Genomic DNA, 21,551 nt, shown 5'->3' on the forward strand with positions numbered 1-21,551 from the left:
ACTGAATACGAAAATCAATCTGGGAGAGAAACCATGACCTTGTTCGACATGAAGGGGAAAGTCGCCGTCATCACGGGATCGACGCGCGGCATCGGGCTCGCGATCGCCGAGCGCATGGCCGAGCACGGCGCCAAGGTGGTGATCTCCTCGCGCAAGGCCGATGTTTGCGAGCAGGTGGCGAAGGGCATCAACGACAGATTCGGCAAGGGCACCGCGGTCGCCATCGCCGCGAATATTTCCTCGAAAGAGAATCTGCAAAACCTCGTCGACGAGAGCAACCGTGCCTTCGGCAAGATCGACGTGCTGGTCTGCAACGCGGCCTCGAATCCGTATTACGGCCCGCTCGCCGGCATCTCCGACGATCAGTTCAGGAAAATCCTCGACAACAACATCGTCGCCAACAATTGGCTGATCTCGATGGTGGTGCCGCAGATGATCGAGCGCAAGGACGGCTCGATCATCATCGTCTCGTCGATCGGCGGCCTCAAGGGCTCGACCATCCTCGGCGCCTACGCCATCTCGAAGGCCGCCGACATGCAGCTCGCGCGCAATCTCGCCTGCGAATACGGCCCGCACAACATCCGCGTGAACTGCATCGCGCCCGGCCTGATCAAGACCGATTTCGCCAAGGCGCTGTGGGACAATCCGGAGAACCTGAAAGCCTCGACCTCGCGCTCGCCGCTCTTGCGCATCGGCATCCCCGACGAGATCGCGGGCGCGGCGGTGTTCCTGGGCTCGAAGGCCGGCGACTTCATGACCGGCCAGACCATGGTGATCGACGGCGGCGCGACGATCAGCTGAAGTCCGGCCGCAAGGTTGCGGGGGCATGGGGAAAGGAACCAACCCCATGCCGGGCGGTTAGCCCGCGCAGTCCTGCAGCGCAATGCCAGGGCTGGGGCCGGAAGCGAGACCGATGATCCCCACGGCGATCAAGCCGCAACTGACCGACGATGTCTCGGCGATCATCGTCACGGTCGGCGTGGCGATCCTGAGCATCATCATCATCGCCACGCTCTATCTGGGGCGGGAGATCTTCGTCCCCGTCGCGCTTGCGATTCTGCTGAGCTTCGTCCTTGCGGCGCCCGTGCGGCTTGTCCAGCGCCTTCATGTTCCGCGCGCAGCCGCGGTAGTCGGGGTCGTGCTGTTCGCCTTCGCGGTGATCTTCGGGCTCGGCAGCGTCATTGCAACGCAACTCAACGGGCTGGCCGCCGATCTCCCGAAGTACCAGACAACCATCCTTTCCAAGATTCAGTCGGTGCGCGGCGTCGCCGGCGGCAGTTCCACGCTGGAGCGCGCTGCGGAGATGCTGCAGGACCTCGGCAAGGAGCTGGATAAGCCCAAATCCGTGGCGCCGGCCAATCCGCTGACCGCAGCCCCCGCTGCCAAGACCGGCGTGAAGCCGGTGCCGGTCGAGGTGTTGCAGCCCGATCCCGGCGCGCTCGAAAGTCTGCGCTCGCTGATCGCTCCACTGGTCTCGCCGCTGGCCACGACGGGGATCATTGTGATCTTCGTAATCTTCATCCTGATCCAGCGCGAGGATCTGCGTAATCGCCTGATCAGGCTCGCCGGGTCTCACGACCTGCAGCGCACCACGGCCGCGCTTGACGATGCAGCGGCGCGGCTAAGCCGGTTGTTCCTCAACCAGCTTATGCTCAATACCGGATTTGGCGTGTTGATCGGCAGCGGCCTGTGGCTGATCGGCATTCCCAGCGCGGCGCTGTGGGGCATTCTCGCCGCCGTGCTGCGCTTCGTGCCCTATATCGGCTCGATCATCGCGGCCGCGTTCCCGCTCGCACTTGCCGTGGCGGTCGATCCGGGTTGGTGGATGCTGGCGTGGACCGCAGCGCTGTTTTTCGTCATCGAGCCCCTGGTCGGACACGTGGTCGAACCGCTGCTGTATGGCCGCACCACGGGCCTGTCGCCGGTGGCCGTCGTCGTCTCCGCGACGTTCTGGACCGCGCTATGGGGACCGATCGGGCTGGTGCTCGCGACGCCTCTCACAGTCTGTCTGGTCGTGCTGGGTCGCCACGTCGAGCGGCTCTCCTTCCTCGACGTCATGTTCGGCGATCGTCCCGCGCTCGCGCCTTCCGAGATCTTCTATCAGCGTATGCTGGCGGGCGATCCGACAGAAGCGGCCGAAAAGGCCGAACAGTTTCTGAAGGAACGGTCGCTTGCGGCCTATTACGACGAGGTGGCGATCAAGGGCATGCAGCTTGCCCAATCGGACCTCGACCGCGCCGCGCTAGACCAGACGCGGCTCGCCCGCATCCGTGACACCGTGATCGAATTCGTTGAGGACCTCTCGGACCAGGATGACGGCCAGCCTGGCAACGGGCAGGCAGCGGATGCCGAGGTGGTCGATGCGATCGAGGCCGTCTCGCCTTCGAGCGATCAGCCGGACATCCCCGTGCTCGGTCCGGAGGCGGTCACGGAGCGATATCGAGGCGAACATGCCGTGCTTTGCATCGGCGGCCGGACCATGCTCGATGAGGCTGCCGCCATCATGCTCGCGCAGCTCTGCCGCGCGCACGGCGTCGGCAGCCGCGTCGAAGGTCCCGAAGCGCTGTCGACCGCCAACATCTTCCGCCTCGAGACGTCGGGTGTGGCGCTGGTTTGCCTGAGCTACATCGGTATCACCAGCCCCGCGCACCTGCGCTATGCCGTGCGGCGGCTCCGGCGGAAGCTGCCCGGCGCCGCCATCATGATCGGATGCTGGGCCGAAGCGGTCACCAATATTGACGAGCTGCGCGAGACCGCAAAAGCGGATCTGTTCGTCACCTCGTTGCGCGAAGCGACGCAGACCATCGTCGCGATGGCCCAGGGCGACGATCGCATCGTCTCACCGGAGGCATCCGTGCGACAGGCCAGCGCCTGAACGCGCGCTACTCCACCGCCGCGTACACCAGATCCCTTACCAATGTCCGCGTGTAATCGCGCTGTCCCGGCCCTTGGCTCATGAACACTGCGAACAGATCCTCCTTCGGATCGATCCAGAAGAAGGTGCCGGCGATGCCGCTCCAGAAATACTGGCCGGCGCTGCCGGGGAAGGGGGCGATGCCGGCCTCGCGGCGCACGGCAAAGCCGAGACCGAAGCCATGGCCCTGCGATAGCAGCGTGCCGTTGGTCGGCACGCCTGGCCCGAGGTGATCTGAGGCCATCAGCTCCAGGGTCTTGCGGCCGATGATCCTGTTGCCGTCGAGCGTGCCGCCATTGCGCAGCATCAGGCAGAAGCGGGCATAGTCCACCGTGGTCGAGACCAGGCCGCCGCCGCCGGACTCCATCACGGGCTGCTCGAGCATGTTGAACAGGGCGACCTTGTCGCCGGTCCAGGGGTCGGCCGCGAACGGCTCGGCAAGCCGGCCGGCATTGGCCTCGCTCGTCGAGAATCCGGTCTCGGCCATCTGCAGCGGCGCGAGCACGCGCTCGGTGAGGAACATGCCGAGCGATTTGCCGCTGACGACCTCGATGATGCGGCCAAGGATGTCGGTGGAGCGGCTGTAGTTGAACTCCGCGCCGGGCTGGCAGACCAGCGGAAAGCTCGCCACCAGCGCGGCATGTTCGGCGTTGGTGATCTTGCGGCTGCGGACGCGGGACTCCTGGTAGAGCTTGTGCACGGGGCCGTCGCCCTGATGCTCGTAGGTGAGGCCGGAGGTGTGGCGCAGCAGGTCCTGCACGGTCATGGGCCGCGCCGGCGGCACCAGCTCCAGCTTACCGTCCTTGACGACGCCGACCTGCTGGCTCGCGAACTCCGGGATGAACTTTGGGACGGCATCGCTGAGCAGGAGCTGACCGTCCTCGACCAGCGCCATGATGCCGACCGAGACGATCGGCTTGGTCATCGAGAAGATCCGGAAGATCGAATCGCGCGCCATCGGCGCCGCGCCTGCCGGGCTTTGTTTGCCGAGCGCCTCGAACCAGCCGACCTGGCCATGCCTCGCCACCAGCACGGTCACCCCGGGAACGGTTCCCTTGTCGATCTCGCGCTTGAAGGCGTCCGACATGGCCTGGAGACGCGGCCGCGACAGCCCTAGCGTCTCGGGGCGGGCTTCCGGCAAAGCCGGGGTGTGGGGCGCGTTCGCGGCCTCTGGGGCGGTGGCGGTCGCTGTAGCGGTCATGGGCACTCCCGATTGTTTTTCGTTATGGCCGAGGGACTGTGGCCCAGAAACCCCGGCACAAACAAGCGAAGCCGGCGCGGTTCACCCTTGCAAACCGGCCGCTCTCTGTGCTTGAAAGCGCCCCTGATCCGCGGCGACGCGGGTTCGTAGGAGTGTAGCTCAATTGGTAGAGCACCGGTCTCCAAAACCGGGGGTCGCAGGTTCGAGCCCTGCCACTCCTGCCAGTTAAATCAATCACTTAGATTAGGTGTCGGCGGGAAGGCGTCCCGCGTGCGCTCCGGGGTCCTGCAACCGCTGTGCTGGACGTCCCGCGGCGGGGACCGGCGCGGCCTAGCGCGCCGGGGTCCGTTCCGCGTCGGCGGGAATCTGCCTGAGGTTGACGTTCCGGATGGGAACGCGGCGCAGCAGGGAAAGGACGGTCCCGCCGAGCTCGAGATAGGTTCGCAGCCGCAGCGCGCGCGACGAGCCCTTCAGCTCCGCGTTCAGGCTCACCGGAACCTGGACGTAGGTGAGGCCGAGCTGGAGCAGTGAGATCAGCGCACAGATCTGGTAGCCGTAGCCGTCGGCCTTGACGGCGATCTGGCGCAGCCATTTCACGGGATAGACGATCATGCTGTGATAGTCGGACAGCCAGAAACCGAACAGGCAGTTCAGGATGAACCGCAGCGAATGCGACTGCAACGAGCGGTTGATCGAGCGGTCCGACTGGTTGTCGCGATAGGTAATGACGAGATCGGCGGCGCCCGCCGCCTTGAACATCCGGGCAATGCCTTCGTTCTGGAAGGCGTGATCGCCGGGGATGAGCGTGATGGCATCGAATTTCGCGCGCGACAGCGCATATTCGAAGCCGGCACCGACACCCCGCGGTTCGGCATTGTGATGCACGATGATGCGCGGCTCGTCGGCTGCGAACTCGTCCATGATCACGCCGGTAGCGTCGGTGCTGCCGTCGTCGATCAGGAAGATCTCGAAATCGTCGAGCAGCTCGCGGGCGAGCGGCAGCACGCCGCCGATCGTGTCGGCGATCTTGTCCTGCTCGTTCAGAGCAGGAATGACGATCGTAAGCCTTTTTGCCGCCCTGGAAGGTGTCATTTGATGCCGCCGTTGCCGGCCACTCTTTACTGGTGAGCCCTCAGGGCGACTTTAGGTCATCTGCGCGGGGCGAACAATGCGGCTCGCCGATATGGTCGACACAACCGGCACGAAACCGACCATGTGTGTGTTCCGCGCAACTAGTCGGAAAATTCATAGAGGCTGGTGTCGCCGATGCCGAAGGCGCGGCGCACCCGGCTGACGTGGCGTGCGGTATTTTGCCCCGCCGGTGTCGCCACGAAGCCTGAATTGACCCGTTCGACCAAGCCGTCCTCAACCAGGTTCCCAACTCGTCCCTGGAACAAATCTGGAACCTGCCTCTCGATGATCTCTGAGAGCGGCGCCGTCCGGCCCGGACGGCCGACGAGGCCGAGCAGGATCTCCAAGGACACCGACTTATAGACTGCGCCGAAGGCGAACACGTAGGCCATCACGCAAAACGCGAAAATCGATGCGGCGTCCCAATACCGAAATTGCGGTATCGCGAAAATTCCGATCATCGTGCCGAGACCATGCGAGACGAGTGCGGCGATCGCGAGCAGGGTGACGGGTCCGGGCGACCATGCGCGAGCGCGGGCCAGGATCTGCAAGGCGGGCGCAAGCAGGGCGAAGACGATGACGGCGATGAGCCCGACGGCGAAGGACATCGTGTCGCTCACCCAAGGCCCGTCGCCAGGCGAACCAGCTTGGCGAGATGCGCGATCGCTACCCCCTTGGCCGTCGGGGCCAGCCTGCCGTCTGCCGTGGTCACCATTCTCGCGCCGACCAGGAGCTTGAGGCGGTTGTGCGTAAATGTGCCGAGATCGCCGCCCTGCATGTACGCCTCGGCCCATTGCTCCAGGGTGAGGGGGCGTTCGGCCTGGACGAGGGCCGTGAGCAGTGTCAGCGTAAAGCCCCAGGCCAGCAGGCTGAACAGGATGTACCAAAACATCATCGCTGTTCCCAACAGTAGAAGACCGCCAAGCACGTCGTCGAACCGGCGTTGCCCGGGAAGCGCGATACAGGCGATCGCGTAGAGCACGACGATGCTGATGCAGCCCAGCCGGAAGCGGCGGCCGGATCCGCCAGTGGCGGCGATGCGCGCATAGAACAGCAACAGCAATGGAAAGGCGATGCTAAGACCGATCGCAGCGGCTTGCGCCGGGCCTGGTAACATATTCATTGTGGAAAATCGTCCCGGACGCCTGTCAGGCCCAGCCAGAGCGAGAGTCTATAGGAGGTGGCTTTTTTCCGGTCAAGGGAGCCCGGCGATGTGGCCTTGCGGTCGCCACGTGGGCGTGCGAATCCTCGCCGACGATGTCCTCTTCCCCTCCGAGCTTGCTCCCGTTGCTGCGAGCGACTGCCATCCTGATCGTCGTGTTGCTGATTGCGCATGCGCCGATGCTGCTCAACGACGGCCTGTTCATGGACGACTGGCTGGTGCTCAAGCCGCGTCCGGACTACTTCATCGACATCGATTTCCTGCTGAATGGCGCCGGCCATCCGATCTTCTACAGCTACGACAAGTTCGCGAACTGGACCGGCGCCCCGGTCGTCGTGATGGTATCGCTGGCGCTCGCCGGAATCGTCTTCGGCGCGGTGTGTCTGATGCTGATGGCGACACGGCTCGATCTGCTCGACCGCGCCGAGGCGGTCGGCTTCACCCTGATCGTCTGGACCTATCCCGGCTACCAGCTTTGGGCAGGCAAGGCCAACGCAGTTTACGTCTTCAGCTTCGGACTGTTATTCGTCGGTGCATGGCTGTTGACGCTCGCCTTCAGCGCCCTCGGCCTGCGGCGCGTGCTGCTTCGTGTGCTCGCGTCGCTGGTGTTCCTGCTGAGCTTCGCGCTCAACTCGACCATCGTGTTGTATGCGATCGTGATGTTCGGCCTGTTCGTTGCGATATGGCGGAGCGGAGACGCGGCGCATGGCTTCGTTCGCCGGACATGGCTCGCCGGCTGGCGCTGCATCCTGCGCTATCCGGAACTGGTCGTGCTTCCGCTGGTCTATTGGGGCACGCTCAATATCTGGTTCAAGCGGATCGGTGTGTATGCACAACACTATGACGCCCATTTCCCGACGCTGGGCGAGTTGGTGCGGGGGTGGTCAGCGTTCTTCATCACCGGCTACAGGGATGTCCTCGCCCACGCGATCCGCTCCGCGATCCAGGTCCCAGCGCTGTTCATCGCGGCTGCGGTCCTGGTCGGAATTCTGTTGCTGCTGCTGCGTCCGGACGCGAAGACGAGAGCGTCCAGAAGCGCGATCACGGTGCCGCTCGCACTCGCCGTGGTCTTGTTCCTTGCCTTGTCGTCGCCCTATCTGATCGCCGGCCTGCGGCCGTCTTCCGTGCATTTCTATGAGAGCCGTCACCTGCTGATGTTCGGCCTGCCGCTCGCGCTGACACTGCTGGCGTTCAAGCGACGAGCCGAGCGTTGGACCCAACCCGGCACCGCCTTTGCGGCGATATTCGGGGTGGGCCTGATCGTGTCGATCGGCATGCTGTGGAGCGACTACGTGTTCATGCAGGCGAGAACCTTGAAGCAGCAGGCTCTGGCACGCGACCTTGCCAGTCGGGTCCAGCCGGCGGCGACGGTTTATGCGCTCGATGACGGCTTCTTCGATTACCCGTCACGGCATGTACCGTTCGGTCTCGCTGAGGTCACCGGCATGCTCCGCCTTGCCTGGGGCAATCAGCCGTTCTTCGGATTCGCGCTGCGTGCCGAACGGCCCGACATCCTCCGAGGGATGGACGAGGCGCGGAAGGCCCCGGGAAGTGCGTTCCATCATTTCGATCCGACGGGGCCGCAGGCAACGATCTCGCTGCAGCCGGGACCGGGCGCCGCGTCGAACCACATTTTGGTGCGGAAGTACTATGCGTGTCGGTTGCTGGCGCGCTGCGATGTTGCGGAATTTCTGACTCAACTTGCAGATGTCACGATCAAGCTTGGCCCGATCGCCGGGCTCCTGCCGCTCGACGGCGCAAGCGAGAACGTCACGCCTCGCCGCTAGCCCGGCGCTTCCAGACCGCCTCCGCAAGCGCGATGTCGGTCATCGAGTCCTCGCCGGAAGCCAGGGGTGTGCGCCCCTCGGCGATATCGGAAACGAAGGCGTCGGCCTGGCGCCGAAATGCCCAGCTCGCTTCACCCGTCAGATGCGTGCTTTGACCATCGTGCTCGACGATGACCTCCGCCTCTTGCTCGGCAAAGGGCGGGGGCAATTTCAAGGTGACCGCGCCGCGCTCGAAATCGATCGTCAGTCCCTCGCGCCAGGATCCCTCGGACCCGTTCACGAGATCCAGCGTACAAGCGATGCCGCCGAAGTCGAGGGTAATGCGCGCGGCTCCCGAAGGTTCGACGGAGCTGTCGGCGATCGTTGGCGATGGTCCGAGCAGATAGCGCGCCAGATTGATGATATGGCTGAAGACATTCAGGAAGTTGTCGTAGCCGGGCCGCACCGCGCCCGGCATCCAGTCGGGTCCATCCTGCCAGAGCTCGATCCCGTCCGGCCGCGTTTCGCCGGTCATGACGAAATTGTCGCGCGACCGGCCGGTGTCGCCGCCGAGGCACCAGCCCTTGGCGCGGACCAGGCCTCCGAGCGACCGGTCATTGCGCAAGCGCGTCAGCACCCCGAGGGCGCGCGCCACACCGGCATCGTGACGCTTCATGTAGCCGATGCTGTAGACGAGGTTTCGCTGCCGCGCCGCTTCGACCAGCAAATTTGCCTGAGCCGTCGTATAGGCCATCGGTTTCTCCGACAGCACGTGGCGGCCGCTATTTAACGCGTCCAGCACGATCGGACCGGTGGCTCGCCGCTTCGTCACGACCACGACAGCGGACACCGCGGCGTCCGCGAGCAGCTCCCGATGCGTGCCGTAAATCTGCGATATGCCGAACTTCTGCGCTGCGGCGGCAGCGAGATCCGGCCGGAGATCGGCGATGGCGACGACGCGGCAGGCGGGATTGGCGACGAAATTGGCGAGGTGACACATCTGGCCGACCATCCCCGTTCCGATGATGCCAATGCCTGGCCTCACTGACTATGACCCCTTGAAACGCTTCCGGATGACGAGGACATGCGCCGGCTGTCCCCAGGTATTGATGAACGCCGGATCGGTCTGGGTGAGCGCAGCGACCGCAGACGCATCCCGTCGCCCGATCGCGGCGAAGATGCGGTGGAAACTGTCGAGTGTCGCAATGATGGTTTCGGTGTCGGAAGCATCGTCCGCGAGAATGTCCGTCGTCCGGATCGCCTCGCGTAAGGACGCAAGGCTCGCGATCACGCGCGGCAGGCTCTCGCCGAAGGGGGCGTCGATCATCGCGTCGACGTCGAGGACCAGCGTCTCGATCGATGCCGAAATCGCCGCCACGGCATCGGCCTTGCCGACCAGGTAGAGCTTGCGTCCGCCGAGGAAGCTGAGGCGGCTGCGGTCGAGATGGCGCGCCGCTCGCCGCAGCTTCTCGTCGGCGGAGAGAACCTTCTTATGCCAGTAGACGTCCAGGCTGTCGCGATAGGCTGGCCACGCCGAATGGATGTCGAATCCCTGTTCATGCGCCGCCGTGCACAAGTCGGCTGCGTCGAGGAAGTACCGATGCCGGACGAACGGATTTTCGAGCACATCCATCAGCCAGGATTCGAAGCTGCGGGTATGCGGAATGCTGTTCCATTTCGCGCCGAAAAGCGTCTTGGCGGTTTCGAGTGCAGGATGGCCCGTCAACGCCTTGCCGGCTGCATGGATTGCCTTGAGCGCGAGCTCGAAGAAGCCGCCATAGCGCTCGTAATAGGACACGACGGCGAAACCGTCGGGATTGAGCAGCCGGTGGAAGATGTCGAGCCAATTTTCGGTCGGCTGCACGGTGTAGATGAAACCTTCGGCATCGATGATGTCGTAGCGGCGCTCGCTGCGAAATCCTTCGACGTCCGCCAATGCGAGCTCGCGCAGGCGCTCGGTCAGGCCAAAATGCGCGAAATAGGCCTCGATCTTCGGATGTGCATGCCGGTTCGGTTCGGCGAGCGTCATGTTCGCGCCCCAGCCGGCAAACACCAGCGCGTTCTCACCGGAATCAGGACCGAACTCGAGCACCTCCGCATCGCGGAACAGCCGCGGCGGCAGCACGAGCTTGTCTGAAAACAACTCGCGCCGCTGGCTGGCATAGGCATCGAGTTCGGCTGCCGATTTGAAATTCCCGAACGTCGGCAGGACGTCCTGACGTTCGTAGTAATTGAAGAGCTTCTCGTCAGCCATGCCGCGTCCCTAACCCAAGGCCGCCTCGAGCCGCTCGAGCTCGCTCCAGATGTCGGAGGGCGCGAAGATCGAAACGATGTGCAGCGGCCGCTTCACGTTCTCGCGCAGCCGGCTGCTGACCTTGGCTTCGTTTTCCTGGTTCACGGCGAGAAGGCAGACGAGCGGCTCCGACTTGCCGGCGAGCTCGTCCGGCGAACGGATCGGTATGCCGGTGCCGGGCAGGAACAGTCCCTGGCGCTCCTTCTGGTCGTCGACCGAGAGGTCGACGAGATCCGCCAGTTCATGCGCGTTGGTGAAGGTGCAGGCTCGGCAGCCCGCGCCGTAGATGGCGATCTCGGCGCCGCTCGCACGGGCCTTGGCGAGGATCGGCCGCAGCCGCGCGCCGTACTCCCTTGCGCGCTGGCCGAATTTCTCACCGACGCCGGAGGGCGCAGGCGGCGGCGTCACGCGGCCCGTGGCGAGACGGGCTGCGATCGCGAGGCTGCCGCCGCTGAAATTATACTTCTTCACGGAGACCGCCTCGAAGCCGTGGCGGGCCAAGAGCGCCAGCAGGGTCGGCTCGGTGAAGTAGCTGACGTGCTCCTCCCAGAGCACGGAGAGATCGCCCGCCGTCGAACCGGGATCAAAGTCGGGCACGTCGATGAACAGCAGCCCATCATCGCTGAGCGCGATCTTCACGCAGTCGAAGAAGTTCTCGAAATCGACGATGTGCTCCAGCACCTGACGCGAGACGACGAGGTCGAACTTGCCGGTCTGGGCGACCGCGTCGTGGGCCATCGCCGGGCTGAGCATGTCGGCATAGACCTTGATGCCACGCTCGCGGGCGATCTTGCCGGACACAGGGTTGGGCTCCACGCCCACCAGGACCTTCGCGCCACGCTCGCGCAGCTTGTCCATGAACAGTCCGTCGTTGCATCCGATCTCGAATACCGAATGATGCTTCGAAAACTTTGCGATGGTGTCGAGCTCGTCGACCTGGTGCGGTTCCGGCTTCCAGCTGCTGAAATTGTAGTTGAACTGCCGATACAAGATCTCTGGATCGATCGGCTTGACGATCTGCGGCAGGCCGCACGCGCCGCACGCCAGCACCTCGAACGGATAGCGTTCCTCCTGCTCGTTTCGGCTGTGCCGAAGCCGATGCGCAATCGGCATCAGACCGAGGTCGATGACCGGTCGCAGGTCGGTCGAATGGCAGAGGCGGCAATGATCGGTCACGGCTCTAGCTCTTTGCAGGGAAAGCGAGGGAACATCGGCGCCCCGAAGCGGTCGGCGGCGCAGTGGAAGCCTATATAGCGCAATAGGCCCGTGCTACAATTCTTAAGTTGCTGGTGGTGGCGCCGATTCGTGATCCTCGAACATGGCGCCTCTGGGCAGAGACGGCTCCCGGGGGGAGGCTCAGTAGCATCGGGACAGCTGGTCGAGGACGTTGAGATCTCCACGCCTGCCATTCGGCGGTAGGCGGTGCTTGACCACCTCGAATGGGTCGACGCCGTATGCCTCCCGGTAGATCTCTTTTGATCTCGTCCTCAGCGCCGAGATTGCGGTCGCATCTTCCGGACTTAGTGATTGATTGCCCTGCGTCCACGTCAAGATCCAGTATTCCGGGGTCTCGCGACGAACAGCAAAACGTCGCGCTAATTCGTCCTTTTGAAACAGGTCGGAGAAACCGTTGAGCCAGAAGTCGCAATTGTTCTTCTGGACATAGAATAACTTTACGCCCAGTGATCGAAGCGTGGCCTCCGCCATGTCGGCGCTCCCGAGTGCGATCTTCGTGAAATTGCGTGCGACGTCGCTCTGGTAGGTGTGAATGATCTTGCCTCGCGTGAGCAGCGACGAGAAATAGCACGGTACCATTGCCCGGTAACCATTGAGGGCAAGTATCCGATCCGAGCCCGTCGATTGCTGCAGCTCGTCGCATCGCTTCCAGTCGAGGCTCACTCGGGGCATCTGCTCAAGCGGACGCCCTTTCACAAAGAGCAACGTGCCATCGGCTTTGAAGCTGTTCCAGGGAACGTTGCGAACGACAGAAGCGCAGAGAACAATAAGAGCTACGGCAGCAATATGAGGAGCGATGCGTCCGGCGAACCAATTCGGTGCCCATCGCCGCGCAATCGTCACAGCCCAGAAGGCGATGGCGATGGTTACAAGCGGGATGAGTGCGTCCGCATGAATGGACAACCGCTGCAGGCTCGGAATCTGCAGGGTTGAATTGAGGAATCGAACACAAGCTAGATAAGCAACAAGGACGAAGCATCCCGCCGCCATGGCCAACGGCTCGGCTCTCGATGAGGAGGGACGGGCGGGAAACAGCTTCGAGTCCGCGAAGGCGACAACGAAAGAGATCATCGCGAGCAATGCGCCAGCCTTGAGAATACCCCTCACTTGCGCAATTGCGACACCCCATCCAGTTCTGATGGAGAAGTCGCTCACTCCCAGCGATTGGGACAAGACAAAGTAATCGAGGATGTCGAAGCTGCCGAATTGTGAAAAGCGCTCCGTCGAAGCGACGTGCCGGAAGATCGAGTAGGGATTGGTTGCTGGAATTCCGAGATAAGCATAATTGATCGCGAAGGCCAGAATGCATCCAAAGGCTGCTCCGACCCCGAGCATGATGCTGGTGATGAGGCTCGACCGATCTCTTTGCAGCAGTTTGGTGAACGTCCCCAATCCGGAAATCATGAGTACGTATGCCGCATAGAGCGGGTAGGAGACCGCCAGCGCTGAGCCGGCTATTCCGGCGCCTATGTTGTCGCGGCCCTTGGAAGATCGGCTGACAACGAGCAACGAATACAGGAAGAACGCTGTTGTCTGGAGGTGGTATTTCCCAAACTCCATGATGTGGAGCCCGGGCCCCCACGCGAGGCCAAGGATGGCAATGCCGAGTGCGATCGGTATTGCCGTGCGGTCCCACTGGGGTCCAAGGGTCTCCAGCGGCACAAGCATCCGGGCGAGTTCAAAGATCACCCCGCCTATTGCGACAAAATACAGAAACGAAACAATCTGGGCTACCTGGGGAGGCAGGAACGTCGCCATCAACAGATGCAGTCCGTTTCCATGGCCGATTTCGAAATCGGAGAAGATCGGATTGTCGGCAGCCAGCCAGATGCTGTGGTTTCGCGCCACTTCCGCCAGATAGGGGGCGTAGAGTTGTTGGACGTCGGTCGAGACGACGTCCGGCATTACGGCGCGATCGAGGAATACCATAGCCAAGGCCGCAAAGCCGACGAGCGACACCAGCAACAGCGCGTAGTTCGTCCCAATTCGTTTTGGCCTTCTGAAGCTGCGCGTGTCCCAGAGCAGGATTGCCCACATCGACCCGAGAACGATTTGCGGGTACAGGATGGAACAAGCGCCGAGCGCAAGGCCGGACAATATGAGAGTCGATGCGCCAACGAAGAACTCATCGATCCGCCGCGCCGAGTCGTGCTTGATGATGGAGAACGTCAGGCGACCGGTGGCCATCACCGTCCAGCCAAGATACGGCGTAAGGACAATCCAGGCGAGAACGTATAACTGTGTTGTTCCTCCGCCTTCAAATATCAGGCCTCGGTACGTGCCGCCCCGGTTCAGGCACCAGATGGAGAGCTCAGCCGGCGCAAAAACGAGGGCGCGCCACCCGATCGCTTCAGCGACGTGACGTAACTTGGTTCGGGTAAACTCCACATGTGCCATGGCTAGATCGGTGCGGCGCCTGTTTGATCGTCGATGGCCCGCGTCTGGTCTGCGCTGAAGTCCGCGCGTTCGGGTGCTACCAGCCATACCAAGCCACCGAACAGTCCCACGACGAGGCCGCCAAGTCCCACCAGGACCGAGATGGCGAGGGCCTTGTCGGCTGCTATCCCGGCAAGGCCGAGCGCCGTGACCATCGCCCCCTCGCGAACCCCCCATCCTCCGATCGAGATGGGAATTGCGGAGGACAAGATGACCAGAGGCACCAGCACGAATGCGTCAAGCGCGGCGAGTGGCGCGTCCAATCCGATCGCAAGCACATAGCAGGCGGCAACCGTGATCAAATGGATGAGCACGGCCGAGGCGATCAGCATTCCGCGGCCTTCAGGCGCCAGCAACGGAGCCCTGATGAGAATCGCGAACGCGACGAGACGGGCCGGCAGCGCGGCCATCAGGCGCTGCGGCGACCGCTCCAGCATCACCAAGGCAATTGCAGCCAAGCATGCGGACGCGACAACGGCGAGACTGGCGCATAGCAACGCATTGTCGCTGACGCGCGCGAGCAGGAACGGCGTGCCCGCAACGATGATGAAGCCGAGCGCCAGCAGCGCGATAAAGCGGTCCGCGACGATGCTGCCGATCGTCTGCGACCATTGCATGCCACGCCGCCGCAGCATCCAGATGCGGACCGCATCACCGCCCGCAGGCAGCACCTGATTGAAAAATGTGCTGACCATGAGAATGCGCCAGCCCGCCAGCCAATCGAGGGACACGTTCATGGCGCGGAGGATCAGGATCCAGCGGTGACAGAGCACGAAGGTCTGAGCAAACAGCAGCAGCACGGCGAGTGCCAACATGTCCAATCTGACGGCGAGCAGATCGGCTTTCAAGGACGACAAATCCTGGGCACGCAATAACAGCACGAGGATACCGATCGAGACGGCGAATTTGGCCGCAGTAACCAGTGCTTTTGCAGGCCGCTTCATCGGCTGGTGTCGTCCTCTATCATTCACGGCGCGCTCGTCGAGCAGCGATGGGAATCTAGTGCTTCGCCAGATTCTCCAGGGCGAGCGTACCAATTCTTGTCACGTAGTCCTGCACCGCGGGAGCGTCGCTGCCATCAGGCGCCCAATCGGGAAATGCGGTGCGCGACGGATCGAACGGGCCGGCGGTGGTTTCGTGAAACACCAGCCACTCGGACGTGATCAGGATCGAATGAAAGACCTGTTCCGGCATGCGATAATAGCAGCGCTTGCCTTGACCGTAAGGCGCCATCTCGAGCACTTCGCGAATGCGGCCGTCGTCCTCGAAGATCACGACCTGCGCGGTGCCCTCGATCACGTGGAACGATTCAGGCTTGCCAAGGTGCTTGTGCGGTCGCACGTAAGCCTCGCGATGGTGCACGATCAGCATCTCGTGCAGTCCGGACGAGGGATCCGGATGCGTGCACAGCCGGCTGCGCAGGCGCGGGTTGCCGGCGGCAATGCGCTTCAGCTCCGCGATCGTGGCGTCGTCCGCCGTGACGATGGCGTCGTCCGAATAATACACTTCCGGATTCTGTGCGCGCAACGAGGCCGGCCGGCGCCGGCCTGCCTCATTCGAAGAAGATGAACCCATGGTCGCCCCGATACCCGCATTTGTCGTAGATCCAGGCCCATGTTTGCGGGCCGTGGAAGCTCAGGCAGGTGAGCTGCCAGTAAAGCAGATTGGCCTTCTCGCGCTCGTTGCGGAAGGATTCGACCATCAGATATTTCGAGGTGCCGCGTCCGACGCGCTCGATCTCGGGTACCGCGCGGAACACGTCCTCGAGCGGAAGGTTGTGCAGCACGCCGAGCGAGACGACGAGATCGAAGCTGTGATCGGGATAGGGGAGCTCGACGGCGCTGCCGACCTTCAAATGCGGCCGCACCTCCTCCTTGGCGTTGGCAATGCCGTATTCGGAGATGTCGATGCCGGCGATCCTGAGATCGGACACGAGCTGGGTGAACTCGTAGAGCAGGTAGCCCTTGCCGCAGCCGACGTCGAGCACGCTCATGCCCGGCTTGATGCCATAGCGATCGATCAGGGTCTGGGCCAGCGGGCGCCACCGTCCGTCATAGCGATAGCCGCCGTAGCCGTAGCGCCGGTCGCCGTCCCAATAGTCGCGTCCCCATTGCCGCGCCACAGTGGCGGATTCCGCCTTGTCGTGCTCGACCACGCGCTGGACGTAGTCCCGCTTGGTCGATGCGTGCATCGGCTGGAGCAGGTTGATCTCGGTCATGGGGGCCAAGTGCTCCGCGGCATCGTCACAGGATGGTTGCGAACTTGTTGACGAGCAGGATGTCCTCGACGGCCTGGATGTCCTTCTGCGAGGCCAGCGTGATTTCCTCGACCGCTGCATGGAGATCGCAGCCCTCGCGCAGCACGCGGTCGTAGATCTGCCGCCGACGCGCCTCGTCGGGCGGCAGCATGAAGATGCTGTAGAGAATTAGCCCACGCAGCTGCGGCAGCTCGTCCAGGATGTCTTCCAGCACCATGTAGCTGCCGGGCATGGTGTGCTCGGCGGCGCTCAGCAGATAGTGCAGGTTCTTGCGCCGCGCATAGTCGCGGATCACGATGTTCTGGACGTGCTGCGGGGTGCGGCTGCCGTTCAGCGGCCGGGCACCGATATAGCCGCGGTGGCCGGCTCGTTCAGCCATGGAAGCCTCCCGGCAGCTTGTACTGCATCCCGACCCGGGTTGCGGGGCGCAGCAGGATCGGCTCGAAGAACTCGCCGAACCGCTTGTCCGCGTAGGGCGACATGATGCTCTTGAAGCGGCAGTTCATACTCCAGCGCGTGCCGGCTTCCTCGTTGACGCGATTGCCGTGCATCAGGGTCTGGTTGAACAGCATGACGTGACCGTAGGGGATCTCGATGAAGGTCGCATGCGGCTTGATGGTCTTGTACAGCTCTTCGGCGCTGCGCAAGGCCGCCATCCGGTCCTGCATCTCGCCGTTCAGGGACGGCGGCAGCAGATACATCGACTTGGTGCGGTGGACGTCGACCAGGGGCACCCACACCACGACCTCGAACGGCGAGTCGCCCGACCAGACGTCGGAATGGGTGGCGAGCAGCGAGGAGCTGTCGCCGGGAAGCTGGATGCTGAGATTGACGCGGCGCTGCATGCACAGCTCGTTGCCGACGATGGTCTCGATGGTCGAGCGTGCCAGGCGGAAATAGGTCGGGCGGAACCAGGGCTCGGCGTTCAGGCCGTTGAAGACGTGCAGCCGCAGGCCGTTGAGATCATCCACGCTCACCCGCGTGTGGATGGTGTCGAGCATCGCGTAGGGATCGTTGCTGTGCGGCAGCTTCAGATAGTCCGCCGCGAGCTCGGCAGCACGGCGCTGGATCCGGTCGAGCCCGGCGCGATCGTCGGCCGGGGTGGTGACGAAGCCATGGTCGATGAAACGCTGCGCCAGCGCCTGCTCCTCGGCGTGCAGGAAGTCCGTGTCCGTCATGCAAAATACTCCCGGGCGGTCGCGCAAATATAGCTGATGTCGGCGGCCGACAGGAACTGGTTGATGGGAAGCGTGAGGATCTGGTCCGCCTGCCGTTCCGTCACCGGGAACGCGCCGCGGCCATGGCCGAGATGCGCCGCTGCCGGCTGCAGGTGGATCGGGACCGGATAGTGGATCGCGGTCTCGATGCCTTTGTCGGCAAGATATTTCTGGAAGTCGTTGCGACGCTCGGTCTGCACCACGAAAGTGTGGAAGGTGTTGAACTCGATGTTCCGGCAGGGCGGAATGAACAGGGGCAGGCCGGCGAGCTCGGCGCGGTATTGCGCGGCGTTGCGCCGCCGGCGTTCCATCACGGAAGGAAGGTGGCGCAGGCGGATGCGCAGCACCTCGGCCTGGAGCGTGTCGAGCCGCGACACGATTCCCCATTCCTGGACGTCGCTGCGGTTGATCAGGCCGTGATTGCGTAGCCGTCGGATTCTTGCGGCAAGCTCGCCGTCGGCAGTGACGAGGAAGCCGGCATCTCCGGCGGCATTGAGATTTTTCAAGGGGTGGGCGGAGAAACAGCCGAACGTGCCGATGGTGCCGCTCATCCGGCCGTCATAGGTCGAGCCGACCGCCTGGGCGCTGTCCTCGATCACGGCGAGCGCGTGCTTGGCAGCGATCGCCATCAGCGGGGTCATGTCGGCCATGCGTCCGGTCAGATGCACCGGCATGATCGCCTTGGTCCGCGGGGTGACGGCGGCCTCGACCGCGGCCGGATCGATGTTCTGGTCCGGCAGCACGTCCGCAAACACCGGCGTGGCGCCGACCGCGATGATCGCGGCGGTCGACGCCACGAACGAATTCGGCGGCGTGATCACCTCGTCGCCCGGACCGATGTCGAGCGCCCGCATGGCGAGGATCAGCGCGTCGGTGCCCGAATTCAGCGTCACCACATGCGGCGAGCCGAGATAGGCGGACAATTCCTCCTCGAGCTTGGCAACCGCCGCCCCGCCGATGAAGTCGCCGCGCTGGAACACGCCCTCGACCGCCTGCATGATCTCGGCGCGTTCTTCCCCGAACTGCGCGGGAAGATTGACGTAGCCGATGCGCCGGCGGCCGGTGTCAGCGTCCATGGCAGAACCTCCTGACTGTCTCGATGACGCGGTCCTGCTGGGCGCGAGTCAGGTGCTGGTCGACAGGGAAGCTGATGACTTCCTTGGCATGGCGGTCGGTGACCGGGAACGTTCCCGGCGCGTAGCCGAGATGCTTCAGGCCTTCCTGCTGATACAGCGGGATCGGATAGTGGATCTTGGCTTCGATGCCGTTGTCCAGGCAGTATTTGTAGAGCTCGTCGCGGCGTTCGGCGAACACCATGTAGAGATGGTAGACGTGCTTCACGTTGGGACGGCGCGGCGGGATGCGCAGGCCGGGCAGGCCGGTGAGACCGGCGTCGTAATAGGCCGCATTCTCGATTCTGCGGCGCGTGATCTCGCTGGTCTGGCCGATCAGCCAGTTGCCGACCACGGCCTGCAGAGAATCCAGCCGCGAGTTGCAGCCGAGGATCGCGATCTCGTCGCGGTTCTTCATGCCGTGGTTGCGGATCAGGCGGAGCTTTTCGTTCATGCCGTCGTCATTGGTGACGACGACGCCGGCATCGCCCCAGACGTTGAGGTTCTTGAGCGGATGTAGCGAGAAGCCGGCCGCGATGCCGTGGGTGCCCGAGCGTTTTCCCGCGAACTCCGACAGGATGCCCTGGCAGGCGTCCTCGACCACCGGCAGGTTGTGGCGCTGCGCGATCGGCATCAGCTTGCCCATGTCAGTGACCTCGCCGGTCAACTGGACCGGCATGATCGCCTTGGTCTTCCCGGTGATCGCGGCCTCGACCTGGTCGACGTTCATGCAGAAGGAATCGTCGCAGTCGACCAGCACCGGGGTGGCGCCGGTTTCCGCGATCGCGCCGACCGTGGCGATGAAGGTGTTCGCGGCGGTGATGACCTCGTCGCCATGACCGATGCCGAGCGCCTTGAGCGGCAGCTTGAGCGCGTCGGTGCCGGATCCGACGCCGATGGCGTGACGGACGCCGATTAGCTCAGCGAAGCGTTTCTCGAATTCGGCAACGGGCTTGCCAAGGGTGAAGTCACCGGTCGCAACCAGCCGGCCGATCTCGGCGAGGATGGGGGCGGGATCCGCGAATTGCTCGAGCAGATAGGAATAGCGAACGTCGTACATGTGACCCGTCAGGTGGAATGAAGTTGAGGAGAGGGGGTATGCGACGCCGCGAGCGCATGCTCGATCGAGGTCGCAATGGCGTTTGGGGAGAGCCCGTGCTTCTTCAGCAGCGAGTCCTGCGAGCCGTAATTGTGCATGAAGCGGTCCGGCAGCGACAGCCGCAGCATCGCAGGGAAACCGGAGCCTAGCTTGTCGATCAGCGCCTCCGCGACCGCGCTGCCGAGGCCGCCGGAGGGCACGTGCTCCTCCAGCGTGACCAGGAGCCTGGCGCCGCGGATCGCCTGCAGCAGGGCGGCCGTGTCGAGCGGTTTCACGGTATGCATGTGCAGGATGCCGGCGCGAATGCCTTGCGCGGCCAGCAGGTCGGCTGCGGCCAGCGCCCGCTGCAGCATGATGCCGGTGGTCACCATGAGGACGTCGCCGGCGGGGCGCATCAGGATGGCCTTGCCGATCTCAAAGCCGTGCTCGGCCTTGGACACGATGGCATCGCCGCCCTTGCCGAGCCGGATGTAGATCGGACCCTTCCAATCCAGCGTCTGCTCCATCATGCGCGCGGCCTCATCGGCGTCGCACGGGCAGATCACAGTCATGTTGGGCAGCGCCCGCATGATGGCGATGTCCTCGATCGCCTGGTGCGTGGGACCAAGCGGCGCGTAGACGAGGCCGCCGCCATTGGCGATCAGCCGCACCGGCAGATTGTGCAGGCAGAGATCGACGGCGACCTGCTCATAGCAGCGGCGGGTCAGGAAGGTCGCGATGGTGTTGACGTAGGGCACGAAGCCCTCCATCGCGAGACCTGCCGACATGCCGATGATATGCGCTTCCGAGATACCCTCGATCAGATGGCGCTTGGGGAATTCCTTGCTCATCGCACGTAGCGTGCCGGCGCCGGGATCGGAGCCGATGTAGAGCACACGCTCGTCGCGCGCGGCGAGCTTGTGGACCATGTTCATCGCGGTGTTGCGCATGGGGAGCCGATCAAAAATCGCCGACGGCGACGCGAATGGCGTCGAGCTCGCTGTCGGTCAGCTTGTTCTTGTGATGCCAATCGGCATTGGATTCCGCAGCCGGAAGACCCTTGCCCTTGACGGTATGGCAGATGATGGCCGTGGGCTTGCCGGCAACGGCCGGGAGCTGCTTCAGGACGGTGCGCAGTGTGCCAACGTCGTGGCCGTTGACCTCCTGCACGGCGAAGCCGAAGCTGCGCCATTTGTCCGCGAGCGGCTCCAGCGGCAGCACGTAGTCGGTGGGGCCGTAGCTCTGCAGCTTGTTGTAGTCGATCAGCGCGACGAGGTTGTCGAGGCCGTGCTTGGCCGCGCCCATCGCCGCTTCCCACACCGATCCCTCGTTGATCTCGCCGTCGCCGAGCAGCACGAAGGTGCGGTAGCTGCGCTCGCGCATGCGGGCGGCGAGCGCAAGGCCGACGCCGATCGAGAGGCCATGTCCGAGCGCGCCGGTCGAGGCCTCGACGCCGGGCACCATGCCGTATTCGGGATGTCCGCCCAGAATGCTGTCGGGACCGCAAAAGCCGTCCAGCTCCGACAGCGGGAAGAAGCCGCGGTCGGCCAAGAGCGCATAGAGCGCCAGACATCCGTGGCCCTTGCTGAGGATGGCGCGGTCGCGATCGGGATCGCCGGGGTTCTTTGGGTCGATCCGCAGCACGTCGTCGTAGAGCACGCGGACCATCTCGATCAGCGACAGGGCAGGCCCGACATGGCCGCGTCCTGCGGAGCGGACAGAGCCGAGGACCAGACGGCGCAAATAAA

The 21,551-nt window shown here is 63.7% G+C and carries 20 protein-coding genes and 1 tRNA gene; 4 read left to right on the plus strand and 17 right to left on the minus strand.

What is annotated here, in order from left to right; translation table 11 throughout:
• The first annotated feature begins 33 nt into the window (after positions 1-33).
• Complete coding sequence (locus AC24YW_RS16435; RefSeq protein WP_370140336.1) at positions 34-801, plus strand: SDR family NAD(P)-dependent oxidoreductase; 768 nt, start codon at positions 34-36, stop codon at positions 799-801.
• Positions 802-913: 112 nt separating this feature from the next.
• Positions 914-2,875: an AI-2E family transporter gene (locus AC24YW_RS16440; protein ID WP_487483719.1), complete on the plus strand. Its 1,962-nt coding sequence runs from the start codon at positions 914-916 to the stop codon at positions 2,873-2,875.
• A gap of 7 nt (positions 2,876-2,882) precedes the next feature.
• Here the strand turns inward: AC24YW_RS16440 and AC24YW_RS16445 are convergent, their stop codons facing one another.
• Positions 2,883-4,115, minus strand: coding sequence for a serine hydrolase domain-containing protein (locus AC24YW_RS16445; RefSeq protein ID WP_487483720.1), 1,233 nt, complete (start codon positions 4,113-4,115; stop codon positions 2,883-2,885).
• Between the two features lie 148 nt (positions 4,116-4,263).
• Between AC24YW_RS16445 and AC24YW_RS16450 the strand changes: the two genes are divergently transcribed.
• Positions 4,264-4,339: transfer RNA gene (locus AC24YW_RS16450), tRNA-Trp, on the plus strand.
• Between the two features lie 106 nt (positions 4,340-4,445).
• Here the strand turns inward: AC24YW_RS16450 and AC24YW_RS16455 are convergent.
• The 3 genes from AC24YW_RS16455 to AC24YW_RS16465 form a co-directional block, all read right to left on the minus strand.
• Positions 4,446-5,207, minus strand: a complete 762-nt coding sequence (locus AC24YW_RS16455; RefSeq protein WP_487483721.1) for a glycosyltransferase family 2 protein — start codon at positions 5,205-5,207, stop codon at positions 4,446-4,448.
• A gap of 140 nt (positions 5,208-5,347) precedes the next feature.
• Positions 5,348-5,854 (minus strand): hypothetical protein, encoded by a 507-nt coding sequence (locus AC24YW_RS16460; protein ID WP_487483722.1) that lies wholly within the window; start codon positions 5,852-5,854, stop codon positions 5,348-5,350.
• An 8-nt stretch (positions 5,855-5,862) separates the two neighbouring features.
• Entirely contained in the window at positions 5,863-6,369 is a 507-nt protein-coding gene (locus AC24YW_RS16465; RefSeq protein WP_487483723.1) for a hypothetical protein, read from the minus strand.
• A 164-nt stretch (positions 6,370-6,533) separates the two neighbouring features.
• Between AC24YW_RS16465 and AC24YW_RS16470 the strand changes: the two genes are divergently transcribed.
• Positions 6,534-8,195 carry a hypothetical protein gene (locus tag AC24YW_RS16470; RefSeq protein WP_487483724.1) on the plus strand — a complete coding sequence of 554 codons (1,662 nt, stop codon included), beginning with the start codon at positions 6,534-6,536 and terminating at the stop codon, positions 8,193-8,195.
• Here the strand turns inward: AC24YW_RS16470 and AC24YW_RS16475 are convergent.
• From AC24YW_RS16475 to AC24YW_RS16535, 13 genes are all read right to left on the minus strand, one after another.
• Positions 8,179-9,219, minus strand: coding sequence for a Gfo/Idh/MocA family protein (locus tag AC24YW_RS16475; RefSeq protein ID WP_487483725.1), 1,041 nt, complete (start codon positions 9,217-9,219; stop codon positions 8,179-8,181). The two genes, AC24YW_RS16470 and AC24YW_RS16475, sit on opposite strands and share 17 nt — an antisense overlap.
• Positions 9,220-9,222: 3 nt before the next feature.
• Complete coding sequence (locus tag AC24YW_RS16480; RefSeq protein ID WP_487483726.1) at positions 9,223-10,428, minus strand: class I SAM-dependent methyltransferase; 1,206 nt, start codon at positions 10,426-10,428, stop codon at positions 9,223-9,225.
• A gap of 9 nt (positions 10,429-10,437) precedes the next feature.
• Entirely contained in the window at positions 10,438-11,643 is a 1,206-nt protein-coding gene (locus AC24YW_RS16485; protein WP_487483727.1) for a class I SAM-dependent methyltransferase, read from the minus strand.
• 180 nt (positions 11,644-11,823) lie between these two features.
• Positions 11,824-14,100 (minus strand): hypothetical protein, encoded by a 2,277-nt coding sequence (locus AC24YW_RS16490; protein WP_487483728.1) that lies wholly within the window; start codon positions 14,098-14,100, stop codon positions 11,824-11,826.
• Between the two features lie 2 nt (positions 14,101-14,102).
• Entirely contained in the window at positions 14,103-15,083 is a 981-nt protein-coding gene (locus AC24YW_RS16495) for a lysylphosphatidylglycerol synthase transmembrane domain-containing protein (RefSeq protein WP_487483729.1), read from the minus strand.
• Between the two features lie 55 nt (positions 15,084-15,138).
• The gene (locus AC24YW_RS16500) at positions 15,139-15,714 is read right to left on the minus strand and encodes a WbuC family cupin fold metalloprotein (protein WP_487483730.1); all 576 of its coding nucleotides are present in this window, start codon (positions 15,712-15,714) and stop codon (positions 15,139-15,141) included.
• Entirely contained in the window at positions 15,692-16,357 is a 666-nt protein-coding gene (locus AC24YW_RS16505) for a class I SAM-dependent methyltransferase (RefSeq protein WP_487483731.1), read from the minus strand. The genes AC24YW_RS16500 and AC24YW_RS16505 overlap by 23 nt, the downstream gene beginning before the upstream one ends.
• A 25-nt stretch (positions 16,358-16,382) precedes the next feature.
• Positions 16,383-16,775, minus strand: coding sequence for an LIC12192 family sporadic carbohydrate cluster protein (locus AC24YW_RS16510; protein ID WP_036027635.1), 393 nt, complete (start codon positions 16,773-16,775; stop codon positions 16,383-16,385).
• Complete coding sequence (locus tag AC24YW_RS16515; protein WP_487483732.1) at positions 16,768-17,574, minus strand: sporadic carbohydrate cluster 2OG-Fe(II) oxygenase; 807 nt, start codon at positions 17,572-17,574, stop codon at positions 16,768-16,770. The genes AC24YW_RS16510 and AC24YW_RS16515 overlap by 8 nt, the downstream gene beginning before the upstream one ends.
• Positions 17,571-18,689, minus strand: coding sequence for a DegT/DnrJ/EryC1/StrS family aminotransferase (locus AC24YW_RS16520; RefSeq protein WP_487483733.1), 1,119 nt, complete (start codon positions 18,687-18,689; stop codon positions 17,571-17,573). Before AC24YW_RS16520 ends, AC24YW_RS16515 begins: the two co-directional genes overlap by 4 nt.
• Positions 18,679-19,785 (minus strand): DegT/DnrJ/EryC1/StrS family aminotransferase, encoded by a 1,107-nt coding sequence (locus AC24YW_RS16525; RefSeq protein ID WP_487483734.1) that lies wholly within the window; start codon positions 19,783-19,785, stop codon positions 18,679-18,681. The genes AC24YW_RS16520 and AC24YW_RS16525 overlap by 11 nt, the downstream gene beginning before the upstream one ends.
• A gap of 8 nt (positions 19,786-19,793) precedes the next feature.
• Complete coding sequence (locus tag AC24YW_RS16530; RefSeq protein WP_487483735.1) at positions 19,794-20,753, minus strand: transketolase family protein; 960 nt, start codon at positions 20,751-20,753, stop codon at positions 19,794-19,796.
• A 10-nt stretch (positions 20,754-20,763) separates the two neighbouring features.
• Positions 20,764-21,546: a transketolase gene (locus tag AC24YW_RS16535; RefSeq protein WP_487483736.1), complete on the minus strand. Its 783-nt coding sequence runs from the start codon at positions 21,544-21,546 to the stop codon at positions 20,764-20,766.
• Positions 21,547-21,551 lie beyond the last annotated feature (5 nt).

The organism is Bradyrhizobium sp. USDA3516 (assembly GCF_057651995.1).

Excerpts from the sequence above, each read along its gene's own strand:
- AC24YW_RS16440 (WP_487483719.1), top strand. The coding sequence starts at position 914 with ATGATCCCCACGGCGATCAAGCCGCAACTGACCGACGATGTCTCGGCG.
- AC24YW_RS16490 (WP_487483728.1), bottom strand. The coding sequence starts at position 14,100 with ATGGCACATGTGGAGTTTACCCGAACCAAGTTACGTCACGTCGCTGAA.
- AC24YW_RS16495 (WP_487483729.1), bottom strand. The coding sequence starts at position 15,083 with ATGAAGCGGCCTGCAAAAGCACTGGTTACTGCGGCCAAATTCGCCGTC.
- AC24YW_RS16505 (WP_487483731.1), bottom strand. The coding sequence starts at position 16,357 with ATGACCGAGATCAACCTGCTCCAGCCGATGCACGCATCGACCAAGCGG.
- AC24YW_RS16480 (WP_487483726.1), bottom strand. The coding sequence starts at position 10,428 with ATGGCTGACGAGAAGCTCTTCAATTACTACGAACGTCAGGACGTCCTG.
- AC24YW_RS16465 (WP_487483723.1), bottom strand. The coding sequence starts at position 6,369 with ATGAATATGTTACCAGGCCCGGCGCAAGCCGCTGCGATCGGTCTTAGC.
- AC24YW_RS16435 (WP_370140336.1), top strand. The coding sequence starts at position 34 with ATGACCTTGTTCGACATGAAGGGGAAAGTCGCCGTCATCACGGGATCG.
- AC24YW_RS16525 (WP_487483734.1), bottom strand. The coding sequence starts at position 19,785 with ATGTACGACGTTCGCTATTCCTATCTGCTCGAGCAATTCGCGGATCCC.
- AC24YW_RS16455 (WP_487483721.1), bottom strand. The coding sequence starts at position 5,207 with ATGACACCTTCCAGGGCGGCAAAAAGGCTTACGATCGTCATTCCTGCT.
- AC24YW_RS16500 (WP_487483730.1), bottom strand. The coding sequence starts at position 15,714 with ATGGGTTCATCTTCTTCGAATGAGGCAGGCCGGCGCCGGCCGGCCTCG.
- AC24YW_RS16460 (WP_487483722.1), bottom strand. The coding sequence starts at position 5,854 with ATGTCCTTCGCCGTCGGGCTCATCGCCGTCATCGTCTTCGCCCTGCTT.
- AC24YW_RS16530 (WP_487483735.1), bottom strand. The coding sequence starts at position 20,753 with ATGCGCAACACCGCGATGAACATGGTCCACAAGCTCGCCGCGCGCGAC.
- AC24YW_RS16520 (WP_487483733.1), bottom strand. The coding sequence starts at position 18,689 with ATGGACGCTGACACCGGCCGCCGGCGCATCGGCTACGTCAATCTTCCC.
- AC24YW_RS16445 (WP_487483720.1), bottom strand. The coding sequence starts at position 4,115 with ATGACCGCTACAGCGACCGCCACCGCCCCAGAGGCCGCGAACGCGCCC.
- AC24YW_RS16510 (WP_036027635.1), bottom strand. The coding sequence starts at position 16,775 with ATGGCTGAACGAGCCGGCCACCGCGGCTATATCGGTGCCCGGCCGCTG.
- AC24YW_RS16515 (WP_487483732.1), bottom strand. The coding sequence starts at position 17,574 with ATGACGGACACGGACTTCCTGCACGCCGAGGAGCAGGCGCTGGCGCAG.